Raw genomic sequence first — 16,332 nt, 5'->3', positions numbered from 1 at the left:
TAAGTTGTAAATTTGGCACAAACCCCTTACTGCACTCGCAGAAGCTATGCAAAGCTACAAAAAAGGGTATATTTTGAAATCTATTTTAAAAATATTCGACTTATTTTACAATAAATAAATCCACAATCATCGCTTCTTTATGAGATATTTTCTTGAAATCGCCTACAAAGGCACCGCTTATCACGGTTGGCAAATTCAAAATAACGCATCTAGCGTGCAAGGTGAAATACAAGAAGCGCTAAGTAAAATATTGAGAGAAAAAATTGAAATCACAGGTAGCGGAAGAACAGATACTGGTGTTCATGCTCTACAACAATTTGCGCATTTTGACTATAATTCTTCTCTTGATTTGAATTTAACAACCTATAAGCTCAACTCTATTTTACCTAAAAATATCGCCATAATTCGCACTTCTCAAGTTAAAGATGAAGCTCATGCCCGATTTGACGCTGATAAAAGGAGCTATATATATAAACTGCATACTTTTAAAGATCCGTTTACCGAAAATTCATCGCATTACCATAGAGAAAGCTTGAACTTGGAGCAAATGAATATAGCTTGCGAACACTTGCTTGGCAGAAAAGATTTTAAGTGTTTTAGCAAAGTCAAAACCGAGGTTAACAATTTTTTCTGTGAAATCACAAATGCTCAATGGATTCAAACTTCTTCAAATAATTTTGAGTTTCATATATCCGCTAATAGATTTTTGCGTAATATGGTCAGGGCAATTGTTGGAACTCTGCTTGAAATTGGAACCGGCAAACAAAAACCTGAACATATCCTGCATGTTATTGAGGCAAAAAGCAGGCAAAAAGCTGGCAAGAGCGTGCCTGCATGCGGACTTTATTTATCCAAAGTGGAATACGACAATAGTATTTACATGTGATTTCATTCTGGTATTTAATAAGATAAAAAACTCTACACATTGGAAAATAAAAAAATTAGCGGCAATTTATTCGACATCAAGGTTTTGATTAGGCTTTTCAAATTCATGATGCCATATGCCTCAAAATTCTACCTATTACTTTTTCTTACAATTTCTGTTGCATTACTAGGTCCTATTAGACCTTATTTAATACAAAAAGCACTTGACCAATATGTAGCTAATGGCAATGCCAAAGGATTACTGATCATTACCGTTATTATTTCCGGCATATTAGTCACTCAAGTCATATTTACTTACATACACACTTATTTATCTGGCTGGCTTGGGCAACATCTCATCAGAGATATAAGAGTAAAGCTCTACAAACATCTTGTCTCTTTAAGAATCAAATTCTTCGACAATACGCCGATAGGCCAGCTGGTAACTAGAAATGTTTCTGACATTGAAACACTAGCTGAAGTATTTAGTCAAGGCTTTGCCGCTATGCTAGCTGATTTGCTCCAAATATTCTTCATTTTGGGCCTTATGCTTTATACTGACTGGAAACTAACTCTGGTATCATTATCTACATTGCCAATTCTTATTTTTTGCACGTATGTATTCAAAGAAAAAATCAAAGTCGTTTTCAATAATGTTAGAAATGCAGTTTCCAAGCTAAATACTTTCGTTCAGGAACATATTACAGGAATGAAAATTGTCCAGATTTTCAATAGTGAAAACAGGGAGCAAACAAAATTCCAAAATATCAACAAACAACATAGGGACGCCAACATCAAATCCGTTCTCTATTATTCCATTTACTTCCCTGTAGCTGAAGTCATAGGAGCTTCTGCCACTGGACTATTAGTCTGGTATGGCGCTCAAGGAGTTATCAGCGAATCGATAAGCGTGGGTGTGTTGATCTCATTCATTATGTATATCTCCATGTTCTTCAGGCCAATAAGGCTAATCGGAGATCGGTTCAACACTTTGCAAATGGGTGTGGTCAGCTCGTCCAGAATCTTCAAGCTACTGGACAGTAGTGAAAATATACCAGACGAAGGCGAAATAAAATCTCAACATATAAATGGTGAAATAGAATTTAATAATGTAAGTTTTGCTTATAAAGATGATCAATATGTATTAAAAAACATTTCTTTTCATGTTCCAGCAGGCCAAACTTTAGCCCTTGTCGGAGCTACAGGAGCAGGAAAATCATCAATAATAAACTTACTCAATCGATTTTATGACATTCAGGATGGGGAGATCAATGTTGACCGAACAAACATAAAAAACTATTCTTTAGAATGCCTTAGAGAAAACATTGGGGTGGTGCTTCAAGACATCTTCCTATTTTCAGGCAGCATCTTGGATAATATTACTTTAGGCAATTCTAAAATCAGTTTTGAGCAAGTAGTTAAAGCATCCAAACTCGTTGGAGCCCACTCGTTCATTGAACAACTTCCCGGTCAATACAATTATGAAGTAATGGAAAGAGGCTCAACTCTTTCCGTCGGACAAAGACAGCTGATTTCATTCGTCAGAGTACTTGTATATGATCCAAAAATCATAGTCCTAGATGAAGCGACGTCTTCCGTTGATAGTCATACAGAAGAAATGATTCAGAATGCAATTGCGCAATTAATGAGCGGCAGAACAGCGATTGTTATTGCCCACCGACTTGCAACCATACAGCAAGCGGACAATATCCTTGTTCTGGATAAAGGAGAAATCAAAGAAGCCGGCAATCATTCCCAATTGCTTGCGCAGGATGGCCATTATAAAAAACTGCATGAAATGCAATACAAAGAAAAAGTGCGAGATTAATCAATCCCGCACTTTCATTTATATAATATATGTAAAACTAATGCAAAACATCATGATTTATCAATCATGAATTTCAATATAAACTTTTCCTATTCTTTTGCCACCAAGGTCAACGCTTCCTATTTTCTTTTTCATGGTAGGAATACTAGTATTGTTCATCTCGACAAAATCCTTAAACTCGTACTTATTATCCCCAACTTCCAATACAGACTTAGATTCATCAAATTTAAAAGCGTTAACTCCCTTATCGTAATTAGGGAATCCCTTCTCTCCGCTATAAACAATTTGATTCAACTCATTCACAACATTGCCCTCAGGGTCTTTCCACATATTGAAAGAAACATAGGCATTGTGATCAAGCTGCAAAACTCCATGAACCAATTTTTCATTGAAAAAGTGCGGACTGTCAAAATTTCCCCACACATGATCAAACCATAGCTGTCCATCAACATCATAGCTTTGCTCGCCAATTCTGATCAATCCATTCACATTAACCACAGGCGCAAAATAATAATACGCCATTCCATGCGCATTGAAAGGATTGAAAAACTGGCCATTAGGCATCCCCATAGTCACCAAGCCTTCTGGCGTTAATGTTTTAAAGCCGGGAACCATTGGCGTCTTCATACCCAAATCAACATAAATAGAGCTGTTTCTTTTCAGGAATTGAACCTTCCACTGATTTTCTTTTTCTGAAAAGCCAACATTCCAAATCTTTGGCTCTTCATATTTGAATTCGATTCTTCCATTTAATGCGTCAAAATGCGTATCTATCTTAAATGTCTCATCAGATTCTTCAAATACCTCCCCTGTGGCAAGATTGATTAAGGCTACTTGATAAGGAAAAACTATTTTCCCATCTTTAACCACCTGATTGACACGAAAATGCACACCTATTTGCTCTTGAGTAGATTCACACTTCAACACCCCCGACCAATCATACCACTCTTTAAAATGAGAGGAAGAAAAAACGCCACCTCTATTCCAAAGGTGCGATTCTGGAAACTTCATTACCCCCTCGTTCAAACGACTAAACGCTATCTTTTTCTTCGTTATTTCCATAAAACTATCTCATTTCCATTCTAAATTCATGTAAAAAAGCCACTAATAGCAAATAAAACTACCTATTCAACTACTATTTTAGCTTTCTGTTTTAAAATATAAAACTATTTAAAGCATCAACTTCTTTACAATTATTAAATTATAGTCCTTTAAAATCAATTTTACTAATTTTGTACTTGTAAACATCCAAACATCTTAAAAAAGACATAAAATATATGCTTTCAATCAACAACATATCTTTCTACATAGGATCCAGAGCTATCTACAAGGACGCTTCCCTCCATATCAAACCCAAAGACAAACTAGGATTAGTCGGTAGAAATGGAACAGGCAAATCAACGCTTCTCAAGCTGATAGTCGGTGAATATCAACTAGATGAAGGCATAATTAGCAAAAGCAAAGACTGCTCCATTGGCTTTCTAAACCAAGATCTATTATCATTCAAAAGCCAAGAAAGCATACTCAAGGTAGCAATGGAAGCCTTCAAAGACACTTTTGATTTACAAAAACAAATAGACAAAGTTCTTGCCGAAATGGAAAGCAACTACTCTGATCAACTTGTCGACAAGCTAAGCAAACTCCAAGAAAGGTTTGAAGAACAAGGCGGATATAGCCTTCAGGCTAAAGCAGAGGAAATATTAGAGGGTATTGGGTTCAGTACTTTTGAATTAAATATGCCTTTGGAAAATTTTTCAGGAGGCTGGAGAATGAGAGTCATGCTAGCCAAACTTCTTTTGGAAAAGCCTTCTTTACTACTTCTCGATGAACCAACCAACCACCTTGACCTCCCATCCATAGAATGGCTGGAGAATTATATCAAAAATTATGAAGGAGCTGTAGTTGTCATATCACATGATCAGGCATTTCTTAATAATGTCACTAATAAAACTGTTGAAGTAGCTCAAGGCAAATTAAATTTATTCTCTGGAAACTATGACTTCTATATCCAAGAAAGGGAAATTAGAAGAGAGGTTCAACAAAACGCATTCGAGAATCAACAATCAAAAATAAAACAAACAGAAAAATTCATCGAAAAATTCAGAGCCAAAGCCACTAAAGCAAGGCAGGTTCAATCTAAGATCAAAGGACTCGAGAAAATGGACATGATCGAAGAAGTCGAAAGCGATCAAGGCAGCGTATCATTTGACTTTAGTTTCAACCAAGAATCCGGAAGGTATATATCGACTCTCAAAGATCTTAGCAAACGCTATGGGGAAAAATTGATATTCGAATCAACTGATGAAATAATCGAAAAAGGAGATAAAATCGCCTTAATTGGAGCTAATGGAAAAGGTAAGTCCACCTTATTAAGAATGATCGCCAAAACCGAAGATCCGGATTCTGGAACCAGCGAACTTGGTTATAATGTCAATCTAGGCTTTTACGCTCAGCATCAATTGGAATCCTTAAGCTTGGAAAATGAAATACTTGATGAATTAAAGCAGGCTGGCACCGGCAAAACAGAGCAAGAATTGAGAGGCGTCTTAGGCTGTTTCTTATTCACCGGAGATGATATCTACAAAAAAATAAAAATACTATCCGGTGGAGAAAAATCAAGAGTAGCTTTAGCTAAAACACTTATAGGCGAAGCTAATTTTCTTATGCTTGACGAACCGACAAACCACTTGGACATACAATCCATCAATGTTTTGATTCAGGCGCTTCAACAATACAAAGGATCTTATATTGTCATCTCCCATAATAGAGACTTTATCGAACAAGTTGCCAACAAGATTTGGTATATCGAAGATCATAAAGTCAAGTCTTATCCAGGAACATTTCATGAATATCAGTATTGGAGAAATAAAAAACTGGAAGAAGAAAAAAGCGATCTTGCGCCAAGCGAGCCTAAAGAAAAAAAGAGCTCTGAAAAAAATAATTATAAGAACAGCAATAAAAACGCCTCAAAAAATGCTCTTCGCAAGCTTCAGCGAGAACTGGAAGCTATTGAAGAGGAAATACATAGCACGGAAGAAAAAATTGAATCGATCGAAAATGATCTGGGAGATCCTAGCATTTATGATAATTCAGAAAAAATTGCGACATTAAACGAGGACTATACCAATGAAAAAAATAAGCTTGACAAGCTAAATGATCAATGGGAAAATATAGCGCTGGAAATTGAAAGCATCGAACAAGACATTGACTAGCATGAGAAAACAATTATTCCTGACTATCATCAGCCTAATATCACTTCTTCCTTCAGCCTTGAGCCAATCAATATCTGAAGGCGAAGTGCTCAAGGACATAAATTATGATGAATATTTAAAAACTATTCAACTATACCCCTATTCTGGAGATTTAAGAAGCACATTATTTTCTCCAGTAATATCTCTTTCAAGCAACAATCCGCTTGTCTTGGAATTTGACGAAGTGGAAGCGGATGTGCAGACCTATAGAGCTAGAATAATCCATTGCAATGCGGACTGGACTAAATCAAGGCTAATGCCCATGGATTATCTTTACGACTTTAATGAATTTGACATCGATGAATACGAATACTCATTCAACACAAAAATCGACTATATTCATTACACATTCAAAGTTCCAAAAGTAAAGAAATCCGGGAACTATATATTAGCAGTATATCGAGAAAGCCAAGAACTTGTGTTCACTAGAAGGTTCATGGTTACCGAGGACAGAGTTAGCGTTCAAGCGAATGTGATCCACCCTAATTCTCCATCCAGACGATTCAAAGATCAAAGACTGATGATCGAGGTTCTGCATCCAAATCTTCATATCACGCAACCCAATCAACAAATAAAGATGGTTGTCGTGAAAAATCAAGATTGGTTTACAGCGAAAACAGAGTTAAAGCCAACCCGCAACAGAATCGACGAAGCTAAACTTATTTACGACCATATTGACGGATCTAACGAATTCAATGGTGGAAATGAATACAGATTCTTTGATTTGAGAACTATTTCATTCCCTAGTCAAAATATTGGTTCAATAAAGAAAGGTGACGACTATAATAGCGCCTTTGTTTTTATCGACAAAATCAGGGATGATCGTAGTTACACTATGATGGATGATTTCAATGGAGGATTTTACATTGCGAATCGAGAAGTAGAAGCAGGTTTAATTTCAAGCGATTATGTCAACACAACCTTCAGCTTAAGGTCGAATAAGCTACCAGCCGGCCATCATGTTTACGTGAGAGGAAAATTCACGAACTGGAACTTATTGGATGAGTTTAAAATGAGATACGATAAAAACCTTAAAGGATACACCTGCACAGCCTTCATAAAACAAGGTTTTTACAACTATGAATATTTTGTTCAAGGCCCCAATATGGAGCCATCTCATTTCGAAGGCAATTTCTTCGAAACCGAAAACGAGTACGAAATATTTATCTACTTCTGGGATCAAACCCAACTTATAGACAAGCTTGTTGGATACTCACAAATAATCAGCAATAAAAGAGCCCGATAAATCGGGCTTTTCACTTCAACTCAATACTGAGAATCAATTTTTCTTTACTGAACTATCTTTGTGATTTAAAACTCGTATCTCTCTGTTCTACTGTTAAGATCAGCATTGGCGATATCAAGCATTCCAAAACCTTTATGTGTAAAAGAACCTAATCCGCATGTAAATACGAATTTTTGAACTTCTTTTTCAGCAAAAAGAGTAAAAGGGAATGTATAACCTCTCACTTCATACTTAACATCTTGATCATACACAGGATAAATACGAGCAAATTTCTTCTGATTTTCTCTTATTTTATCTAAATAAATCTTATCTGGAACAAGCTGAAACTTGCTAAATGTAGCTATCTTTTCAGAAGGAAATACCTCCTCAAGCCTTGCCATTCTCTCCAAAGTAGATTCATATAATATATCTGAAAACTCATCGATCTCAGGCGAAATGAATCTTTTTCCTCTGCTATCATTGAACGTCGGGCTAATCAATACCAACGGAGAGATGCAAATAAACTTCGATTCATCCTCAAGCTCTGGATAATTTTCCTTCTCCACACTCTCAGGAACCAAAATCAAGTTTCCAATTTCCAACTGAGGCATAGTAAAAAGCTGACGAAGAAAATAATCCATAAATTCTTTATCAAAGGCAGAAAACACCAAGGTCACCTTGCTGGAAAAGAAATGTAATCCATTTCTACTAATCTTCGTTTGCCCTTTCAATCCCGAGAAGTTGTATAACATATAGTTTTGATACTTCTCACTACCTCCACTCAAAACAACACCTCTTACTAGCTGCGCCAGCAAGTATTGGTGATGAAAAGGAACATTCGCCCCTTTATTTTTCAAAATAAATACAATTCGGACTCTCAACCTTATACTATTTTCAGTTAAAAAAAATTTTCTATATCTATCTTAATCAATCAGTTAAATTCAAATTTGAGTAAACAAATTCTATTCCTTTCGGAAATTAATGTTAAAACACTATCAATTATTTTTTGTTCAAAACTTCTTTTGAACTTGATGCATCAACTATAAATTTCCAAAATCTATTAATTATTCACCAAAAAACAACAACACTGAATACTTCAGGCGAAAAATAATATTTACTCAAATAGAATAATACGACCAAAACTAAGTCACTTTATGATAACAAAAGTAAAATTATCATAAAAAAAGACCAAACTTTGTTTCAGAAATTCATCTTGCCCCCCCTCAAAAAGGGCGGAATATGCAATTAATACTTGCTAATGTAGCATTCAAAATAAAGATAAACTGAAAATTAATAATAATAAAATAAAAATGGGCCCATTTAACGAGCCCAAATACTTATTAGTTTACACATTAAATCTAAAATGCATTATATCACCATCTTGCACTACATAATCCTTGCCTTCGATGGAGATCTTGCCAGCTTCTTTGCAGCCAGCCTCTGTCTTATACTGCTGATAGTCGTCAAGTTTGATTACTTCGGCTTTGATAAAACCTCTTTCAAAATCAGTATGAATAACCCCAGCTGCCTGCGGCGCTTTCCAACCTTTGCGAATTGTCCAAGCTCTAACTTCAGTAACACCGGCAGTAAAGTACGTAATCAAATCAAGCAAAGCATATGAAGCTTTGATCAATCTATTCAAACCAGACTCAGTCAAGCCATATTCTGCAAGGAACATTTCTCTTTCGTCTTCCTCGTCGATCTCGGCAATCTGAGACTCCAAAGCAGCGCAAACTGTCAAAACCTGAGCGTCTTCTTCCTTCACAGCCTCTTTCAATTGCTCCACATATTGATTTCCTTCAGCGATAGAGTCTTCATCAACATTCGCTAAATAAATCACAGGCTTGATAGTCAACAAGTGAAGGTCGCTGACAGCCTCTAATTCTTCTGGCTCAACATCTACCGCTCTAGCGTTATGACCATTCTCCAAAGCCTCTTTGAAACGCTCCAAGATAGCAACTTCCTTTTTGGCTTTGGCATCGCCTGATTTTGCTACTTTAGCATTCTTTACTATTTTTTTCTCAACTGACTCCAAATCTTTCAGCTGAAGCTCCGTGTCAATGACAAACTTATCCGTAACAGGATCTACTTTTCCATCCACGTGAACGATATTCTCATCATTGAAACATCTAATCACATGAACTATCGCATCCACTTCCCTGATATTCGCTAAAAACTTGTTGCCAAGTCCTTCGCCTTTGCTAGCCCCTTTCACAAGACCTGCAATATCAACAAACTCAATAACAGTAGGCAAAACCTTCTGAGGATTCACCAAACCTTCCAATATCTTCAACCTTTCATCAGGAACTTGAATCACTCCAACATTAGGTTCTATCGTGCAAAAAGGAAAATTCGCAGCTTCCGCCTTGGCATTGGAAAGCGCGTTGAACAAAGTAGACTTGCCAACATTAGGCAATCCAACAATTCCACACTGTAGTGCCATATTTTAATTATATTATGACTGTTTAAATATATAATATTGTTTATAACCTTTCCGAATCTCGAGCACTGCCACTCTAAGAATGGTGTACACAGGAATAGCAGCGATCATACCAAGCACTCCTCCGACATTCGCACCTGCAAAGATAACAATAAATATTTCTAATGGATGGGCTTTAACGCTTTTTGAAAAAATAACAGGCTGCAAGACAATATTATCAGTCAATTGAACTACTCCAAAAACAGACGCGACCTTCAACATCAAGAAGAGATAATCATTGGCAGTCGAAAGATCGGTCACTGTCGAGAGACCAACGATTATACCGAAAGTCGCTCCCAATATAGGCCCTAAATATGGTATCAAATTCGCCAATGCAGCAAACAAAGCGATTGTCAAAGCGTAATTGACGCCAAATATGCTCAAGCCCACCGAAGCGATACTGAATATGGAGAACATTTGAAACAGAATTCCCAGCAAGTAATTGGACAGCAAGCTTTCAATCATAGTGAAAGCTTCGATCGTCATTTCAAAATATTCATTTGGGATTAATTTTACGATCAAATTTCTCAACAAACCATTTTCCAACAAAAGAAAAAAGGTAATAAAAATAACTGCCAAGGCTCCTACAAAGAATGACCCTGTAACGGAAACCACCCCATTCAACAAATTCGAGAAATTGATATTCTTAAACATATCAATCGTCTTTTGTCTGGCTCCCTCAACCAAAAAACCCATTTCGCTGTCTGTCAATGAATTTTCAATTAAAAAGTCCTCCAACTTCTCAAGCGGTTTGAAAACATCCACTATCAAATTGTCATAGTCAAGCGTGGAAAGCACTTCGATTTGATCTGATATCAAAGGCACAAACAAGAACACAAATATACTCAAGACCAAAATCATCGCTAAAAAGGAAAGCAACACAGCCAATGGCCTAGGAATCCTTAACTTGAAAAAATTAATTTGATTCAAGTAATTAGTCAATGGCCTCAATATCGTGGAAATAACCACGGAAATGATGACATAGGCAAATATATTGGAAAAATACCAGGCCATAAACACGATAAAAAAAGCGATCAGAACCAGCGCGAGCATGAACCTGTACTTCCTGGAAAGAATGATATAATTGAACATGGGTTTCAGTTATTTATTAACAAGATAAATATAAAAAAAGCCTCCGAACTTTCATTCAGAGGCTTTCTTAATATTTTAGAAATTGGAAAATTAAATATCCCATTTCATCTCATCCTCGTATTCTCTTTCAACATATTCATCCGCTTCATCAAATTGAGAAAAATCAAAATCAGGCATTAAATCATCCTTCACATGGTTCACTGTCTCGTGAAGGGCATTCAAAAATTTGTTGAAATCTTCTTTGTAAAGAAAAATCTTATGCTTTTCATAAAAATAGGTCCCGTCATCCTTAAAGCGTCTTTTACTTTCTGTAATAGTGAGATAGTAGTCATTTGAACGCGTAGACTTCACATCAAAGAAATAGGTTCTTTTTCCCGCCCTTACTCTTTTCGAGTAAATCTCTGCTTTTTCTTGTTCTTTATTCTCTTCCACAATCCTTAAAATTTAAATAACCAAATAAATTAAAAATGATAACAATACGCTTCTACACAAGCATAAATATAGTATAAATAATAATTAAAATGCAACAATTGTTTGGAATATTCTTTTTATTTAGAAAATTTAACGTATAAAAAAATTAAAAACTTTAAATTAAATTCCTTTTAAACACTACTTGCAAAAATCAAGCAAAACTTTTATTCAAATACTACATTTGAATAAATAAATTATTAATTTATTGTCAACCAAATTTAACTTGAAGTCCAAACCACTCGAAATCGCATGAATATTCAAGAAATAAGAGAGTTCGGCAACCTCGAATTACTCGCCAAACAATTGGTCGAAGGTTTTATTACCGGGTTGCACAAATCACCCTACCATGGATTTTCTGTGGAATTCGCCGAACACAGACTTTACAACCCCGGAGAAAGCACTAGACATATCGACTGGAAAGTTTATGCAAGGACTGACAAGCTTTTCACTAAAGTGTTCGATGAGGAAACCAATCTTCGATGTTCGATCATATTGGACAACTCTCCATCAATGCATTATCCAAAAGACACGAAAGCTAAGCTCGCTTTTTCCACAACAGCCGCCGCCGCATTATGCTACTTGTTGCAAAAACAAAGAGACGCTTTTGGCCTGATTAGTTTTTCAGAAGAATTGGAAATCCAAACGCCTATCAAATCTTCAGGAAGCCATTTGCACAAAATCTTATTGACTTTGGACGAATTGCAAAAATCAGAGACTCCATCAAGCCGAAACACCAACATAGCTATCAACTTGCATCAAATCGCATCAAAGCTCAACAAGCGCTCTCTTGTCATACTTTTCACTGACATGTTCGAGCACGGAAGAACATTGGATGAAACTTTCGAGGCTCTGGAGCATCTGAAGCATAATATGCATGAAGTCCTAATATTTCATGTGACAGACCATAAGACAGAACTCAATTTCGAATTTGAAAATAAGCCCCATGAGTTCATCGACATGGAAACTGGAGAAAAAATAAAGCTAAATCCTTCCGCCATACAAGAGAGCTATACTCAAAATATGAACGAGTACTTTAAAGAAATAAAATTGAGATGCGGACAAGCTAAAATTGACCTGATAGAGGTCAACACTCAAGACAAAATCGAAAAAATACTTGCCGCTTATTTGGTTAAGCGGTCAAAAATGAAATAAAAAAAGCGGAAAATAATTTTCCGCTCTTTTCGAATATTTTGGTTTCGTGATTTGAATCAATCTTCCGGGTGCATCCAGTCCTTTTTGGCCAAAAGTTCCTCTTCAGTCTCCTGAAAATCAGGATCTTCAACACAACAATCAACTGGACAGACAGCGGCGCATTGTGGCTCCTCGTGAAAACCAATACACTCGGTACACTTTCCGGTTACGATATAGTAGAATTCGTCAGAATAAGGCTCTTGGTCCTCCTCGGCGCTTACCACCGAACCATCTTCCATCTCTACTTCTTCCAGACTGGTACCATCACTCCATTTCCATTCAACCCCACCTTCATAAATTGCGGTATTTGGGCATTCTGGTTCGCATGCACCACAGTTGATGCATTCGTCTGTTATGATTATTGCCATTTAGGTAATAATTTATATGTGGTAAATTAGAATTAGATAACAAATATATTGAAAAAAAACATTCTATTTATTCTTATGAATAATTTATAAGCAGTCAAAATAAAGACAGTAAGCTCCCTATACTGCAATATTTGTAAATTAGAATAGTCAAAATGCTTTCTTACATAAACGGCTACGATTCAAACATGCATTTGTTGTCTGCATTTGGCTAAGTTTTTGTAAAGTCTTTTTCCTTTTGTGCAGTTTCAGGAATATAGCTTAAATTTGCATCTCATTCGTGCGATATTAAGCATGGCAAGTTTATACTTGAAATTAAACTAAAGATAATGACTCTGGATAAAAAAATAGAAACTTTTGCCGCGCTAGGCACTTGTCTAAAAAATCTAACGGATTTGGAATTAGAAATATGGCAAAGTCAAGCTTACGCTAGAAACAATTGGTTTACTCCTGAAAATGTCAAAAAATCAATCGACGGCATAATTCATATGCTCCAAAAAGAAAAACTGGAACAGTGGACTAAAAAGTACCCAGAGCTTTCAAAAGAAAAGAAAAGCATAAAAGTAGGCGTAGTAATGGCTGGAAACATCCCTGCAGTAGGGTTCCATGACCTTTTAAGCATACTAATTAGCGGCCACACGCTACTGGCAAAGCTAAGCAGTCAAGATGAGGTTTTGCTAAAGAAAATCGCCGATATACTCATCGAAATAGCTCCGGAATTCAAAGAAAAAATAAACTTTGTTGAAAGGCTAAATGAAGCAGAGGCCATCATTGCCACTGGCAGCGATAACTCTGCGAGATATTTTGAATATTATTTCAAAAACAAACCGCATATAATCAGGCCAAACAAATCCTCGCTAGCTATATTGACTGGTGAAGAATCAAAAGAAGAATTGCAAGAGCTTGGGAACGACATTTTCACTTATTTTGGTTTAGGCTGTAGAAATGTCTCCAAGCTTTTAGTTCCTTCAGATTACAACTTCACTACATTATTGGACCAGTTCGAAGGATTCTCTTCGATCACAAACAACCATAAATACTCAAACAATTACGATTACAACAAATCTATATACTTGGTGAATAAAGTCGAGCATTATGATAATGGATTCTTAATTGTCACTAAAAATGAGTCATTGGTTTCTCCAATATCAGTATTATACTACGACACTTATGATAATAAATCCGACTTAGAGGATAAAATCAATCAATATGAAGATAAAATTCAATGCATAGCAGGTCAAAACTTCATTCCGTTTGGAAACACGCAATTGCCTGAACTATGGGACTACGCCGATGGCATAGATACCCTTGATTTTCTGATTCATTTAGGATAAATCATCTTGCATTTAAGGCTTCGAGCCTGTCAATTAATACAATTCAAATATTAAAACTACTTAACACTCATTTTCGAGTCAAAAAAATCATGATAAAATTCATATAGACTTATTACTTTTATCATCGTCTTTGCTTATCAAAATTTCATAATTGCATAAACAATTAATTTCAAAACCCTAAAAATTATGAAAAAAAGAGAGCCAATATCAAAAATAGTTAGCTCATCACTGATAACAATCTCTCCCTCATCGAGCTTGGAGGAGGTAGAAGCTACATTTTTAAAGAACAAAATCAGACACTTGCCTGTGGTTGAAAACGGCAAATTGGTGGGAATCATTAGTTTGACTGATTTGCAAAGAATTAGCTTCGTTAATAATTTTGGCGATGATGAAGGAGCTGTTGATACTGTTATTTACAATCTACTGACACTAGATCAAGTCATGATCAAAAAGCCAGTAACAGTACAACAAGATCAAACGATCAAAGAAGCCGCTGAAATTCTAGCATCGCACGAATTTCATGCTTTGCCGGTAATGGATGGTGAAAAAGTTGTGGGAATTGTTACCACAACGGATTTAATCAAGTATCTTATTGATTTGTATTAATTTTGCAAGGGTATTGACATCAGTTTATTGTCAATATCCTTTCATAAAATGCTTGAAGAATTTAATTTCCAATGCCCATACTGTTGGGCGTCAATTAGTACGCTCATCGATTATAGTGTAATGCGACAAGAATACGTGGAAGATTGCGAAGTTTGTTGCCAACCCATACTCATATCTTTTGAGGTTCAAAATAATGAAATCGTTAATTTTTCAGCGATTTGTGAAAATGAATAATTAACTAAGCTTCTCTAAACTCTCTCATTGTAACACCTTCACTTTTTAAAAAAAAGTGGCTTAAATGAGCCAAATCCGTAAAATTCAATTCCGCCGCTATTTGACTAAAACTCATAGAAGTCATCTTCAGCAATCTCTTCACTTCCAACAACCTCCTCTGCTTAATCATTCGCCCAGGCGGATCACTCATGCAAACTTTGCATAATTGCTTCAACCGACTTGTACTCACATTCATCTGATCAGCATACCAATTCACTTGATGCCTTGTCTCGAAATTTCTTTCAAGCAACAATTGAAACCGCCTTAGCTCTTTCCAGCTTCTTGAGCGCGGATCAACACTAGAGACACCTTTTTTAAGTGACAATCGCTCAAATATCACCAACAACATTTCCATAGTGTTCTTGACGAAAATATCAGCGCCGAACTCCATTGAGCCATTTTGGCTTTCGATTTTCCCGACACACCATTGGGCATCATTCCAATCCTCTTCTGTCAAATTATGAATAGGGTAAGGCGATGGAACATTCAAAAATGAAAGTCTCTCAATCACAGAAGGCACGTTGCCACAAGAGCCAAATAAATCTTCATAGAAAAAAATCACCCTCCCCTTCGGTTTTTCTGATTTGAATATCCATCGATGCGCTCTTCCGGGAGCTAGATAATGCAAAGTATACCCTGAAAAATGATGATTAACAAAATCCACATAATGATTCCCTTCTGATTCCGTTAAAAGCAATAAATGAAAGTTGTGCTTATGAGGGTTTCCTATAAAATCATATTTGCCAATATGCTCTTTCAAGTCACTGACATACACGAGCTCTCCAGCTCTTTCTTCAAAATCCTTTATGGAAAAAACAGGAAGACTTTTCACCTATAATATAACTATGCCTATTTATACAAACTTTTAGCCCAAATATAAGAACATTGAATACTTTAAAAAACTAATTTTACAAGACAATCAATCAACGGACCCAATCATGAAAAATAGAACCCAAGCTCTACTGAATGGAAAATGCCCCAAATGCCATACTGGAGACATATACAAACACAAATGGCATGAATTGCTTCATTTCAATAAAATGAATAAAACATGCCCTCATTGCGAACAAAGATTTGAGGTAGAACCCGGCTTCTTCATTGGAGCGATGTATATTTCTTACGCATTCAATGTTGCTATCATGGTGGCCACAGGCTTGATGCTTCACCTTTTTGCAAAACCTGCCATGTGGGTATATATTGTCTCAGTGCTTGGAGCAAGCTTAGTCTTATTGCCTTTCTCGTTTAGAATTTCCAGAGTATTATTCCTATACCTTTTTGGTGGTATCCAATTCAAGGAAAACATAGAAGCGAAGGCATGAACATTCTCATTTAAGGTTTGTTAATCCATACAAA

At 36.1% G+C, this 16,332-nt stretch carries 16 protein-coding genes; 9 read left to right on the top strand and 7 right to left on the bottom strand.

The genetic code is table 11. The features are described from left to right. Positions 1-139 precede the first annotated feature (139 nt). Positions 140-886 (top strand): tRNA pseudouridine(38-40) synthase TruA, encoded by a 747-nt coding sequence (truA, locus tag AABK36_RS04650; protein ID WP_309937877.1) that lies wholly within the window; start codon positions 140-142, stop codon positions 884-886. Positions 887-925: 39 nt separating this feature from the next. Next, positions 926-2,692 carry an ABC transporter ATP-binding protein gene (locus AABK36_RS04645; RefSeq protein ID WP_309937876.1) on the top strand — a complete coding sequence of 589 codons (1,767 nt, stop codon included), beginning with the start codon at positions 926-928 and terminating at the stop codon, positions 2,690-2,692. 60 nt (positions 2,693-2,752) lie between these two features. Here the strand turns inward: AABK36_RS04645 and AABK36_RS04640 are convergent, their stop codons facing one another. Then, a complete protein-coding gene (locus AABK36_RS04640) occupies positions 2,753-3,754 on the bottom strand; it encodes a lipocalin-like domain-containing protein (RefSeq protein WP_309937875.1) in 1,002 nt (333 codons plus the stop codon). Between the two features lie 215 nt (positions 3,755-3,969). Between AABK36_RS04640 and AABK36_RS04635 the strand changes: the two genes are divergently transcribed. Then, positions 3,970-5,904 carry an ABC-F family ATP-binding cassette domain-containing protein gene (locus AABK36_RS04635; RefSeq protein ID WP_309937874.1) on the top strand — a complete coding sequence of 645 codons (1,935 nt, stop codon included), beginning with the start codon at positions 3,970-3,972 and terminating at the stop codon, positions 5,902-5,904. Between the two features lies 1 nt (position 5,905). After that, complete coding sequence (locus AABK36_RS04630; RefSeq protein WP_309937872.1) at positions 5,906-7,189, top strand: type IX secretion system plug protein; 1,284 nt, start codon at positions 5,906-5,908, stop codon at positions 7,187-7,189. 65 nt (positions 7,190-7,254) lie between these two features. On the opposite strand, the gene cas6 is transcribed toward AABK36_RS04630, so the two are convergent. From cas6 to AABK36_RS04610, 4 genes are all read right to left on the bottom strand, one after another. Further along, entirely contained in the window at positions 7,255-8,049 is a 795-nt protein-coding gene (gene cas6, locus AABK36_RS04625; RefSeq protein WP_309937871.1) for a CRISPR-associated endoribonuclease Cas6, read from the bottom strand. Positions 8,050-8,513: 464 nt separating this feature from the next. After that, complete coding sequence (ychF, locus tag AABK36_RS04620; RefSeq protein WP_309937870.1) at positions 8,514-9,611, bottom strand: redox-regulated ATPase YchF; 1,098 nt, start codon at positions 9,609-9,611, stop codon at positions 8,514-8,516. A gap of 12 nt (positions 9,612-9,623) precedes the next feature. After that, on the bottom strand, positions 9,624-10,739 hold the full coding sequence (locus AABK36_RS04615; RefSeq protein ID WP_309937869.1) for an AI-2E family transporter: 1,116 nt from the start codon (positions 10,737-10,739) through the stop codon (positions 9,624-9,626). A gap of 90 nt (positions 10,740-10,829) precedes the next feature. Next, positions 10,830-11,171 (bottom strand): DUF3276 family protein, encoded by a 342-nt coding sequence (locus tag AABK36_RS04610; RefSeq protein ID WP_309937868.1) that lies wholly within the window; start codon positions 11,169-11,171, stop codon positions 10,830-10,832. Positions 11,172-11,459: 288 nt separating this feature from the next. Between AABK36_RS04610 and AABK36_RS04605 the strand changes: the two genes are divergently transcribed. Beyond that, positions 11,460-12,362 (top strand): DUF58 domain-containing protein, encoded by a 903-nt coding sequence (locus AABK36_RS04605; RefSeq protein ID WP_309937867.1) that lies wholly within the window; start codon positions 11,460-11,462, stop codon positions 12,360-12,362. A 56-nt stretch (positions 12,363-12,418) separates the two neighbouring features. Here AABK36_RS04605 and AABK36_RS04600 read toward each other — a convergent pair whose 3' ends face one another. Beyond that, positions 12,419-12,769 carry a 4Fe-4S binding protein gene (locus tag AABK36_RS04600; RefSeq protein WP_309937866.1) on the bottom strand — a complete coding sequence of 117 codons (351 nt, stop codon included), beginning with the start codon at positions 12,767-12,769 and terminating at the stop codon, positions 12,419-12,421. Between the two features lie 326 nt (positions 12,770-13,095). On the opposite strand from AABK36_RS04600, the gene AABK36_RS04595 reads away from it, so the two are divergent. The 3 genes from AABK36_RS04595 (at position 13,096) to AABK36_RS04585 (ending at position 14,940) form a co-directional block, all read left to right on the top strand. After that, positions 13,096-14,100 carry an acyl-CoA reductase gene (locus tag AABK36_RS04595; RefSeq protein ID WP_309937865.1) on the top strand — a complete coding sequence of 335 codons (1,005 nt, stop codon included), beginning with the start codon at positions 13,096-13,098 and terminating at the stop codon, positions 14,098-14,100. Positions 14,101-14,286: 186 nt separating this feature from the next. Further along, complete coding sequence (locus AABK36_RS04590; protein ID WP_309937864.1) at positions 14,287-14,706, top strand: CBS domain-containing protein; 420 nt, start codon at positions 14,287-14,289, stop codon at positions 14,704-14,706. Positions 14,707-14,754: 48 nt separating this feature from the next. Continuing rightward, the gene (locus tag AABK36_RS04585; RefSeq protein ID WP_309937863.1) at positions 14,755-14,940 is read left to right on the top strand and encodes a CPXCG motif-containing cysteine-rich protein; all 186 of its coding nucleotides are present in this window, start codon (positions 14,755-14,757) and stop codon (positions 14,938-14,940) included. 4 nt (positions 14,941-14,944) lie between these two features. On the opposite strand, the gene AABK36_RS04580 is transcribed toward AABK36_RS04585, so the two are convergent. Beyond that, positions 14,945-15,811, bottom strand: coding sequence for a helix-turn-helix domain-containing protein (locus AABK36_RS04580; RefSeq protein ID WP_309937862.1), 867 nt, complete (start codon positions 15,809-15,811; stop codon positions 14,945-14,947). 106 nt (positions 15,812-15,917) lie between these two features. Between AABK36_RS04580 and AABK36_RS04575 the strand changes: the two genes are divergently transcribed. Continuing rightward, positions 15,918-16,298 (top strand): DUF983 domain-containing protein, encoded by a 381-nt coding sequence (locus AABK36_RS04575; protein ID WP_309937861.1) that lies wholly within the window; start codon positions 15,918-15,920, stop codon positions 16,296-16,298. The last annotated feature ends 34 nt before the right edge of the window (positions 16,299-16,332 follow it).

The sequence above is a fragment of the Aureibacter tunicatorum genome, assembly GCF_036492635.1.
Classification (GTDB): Bacteria; Bacteroidota; Bacteroidia; order Cytophagales; family Cyclobacteriaceae; genus Aureibacter; species Aureibacter tunicatorum.
The sequence above is the reverse complement of the archived record's forward strand: the minus strand, read 5'-3'. Positions and strand labels throughout refer to the sequence as shown.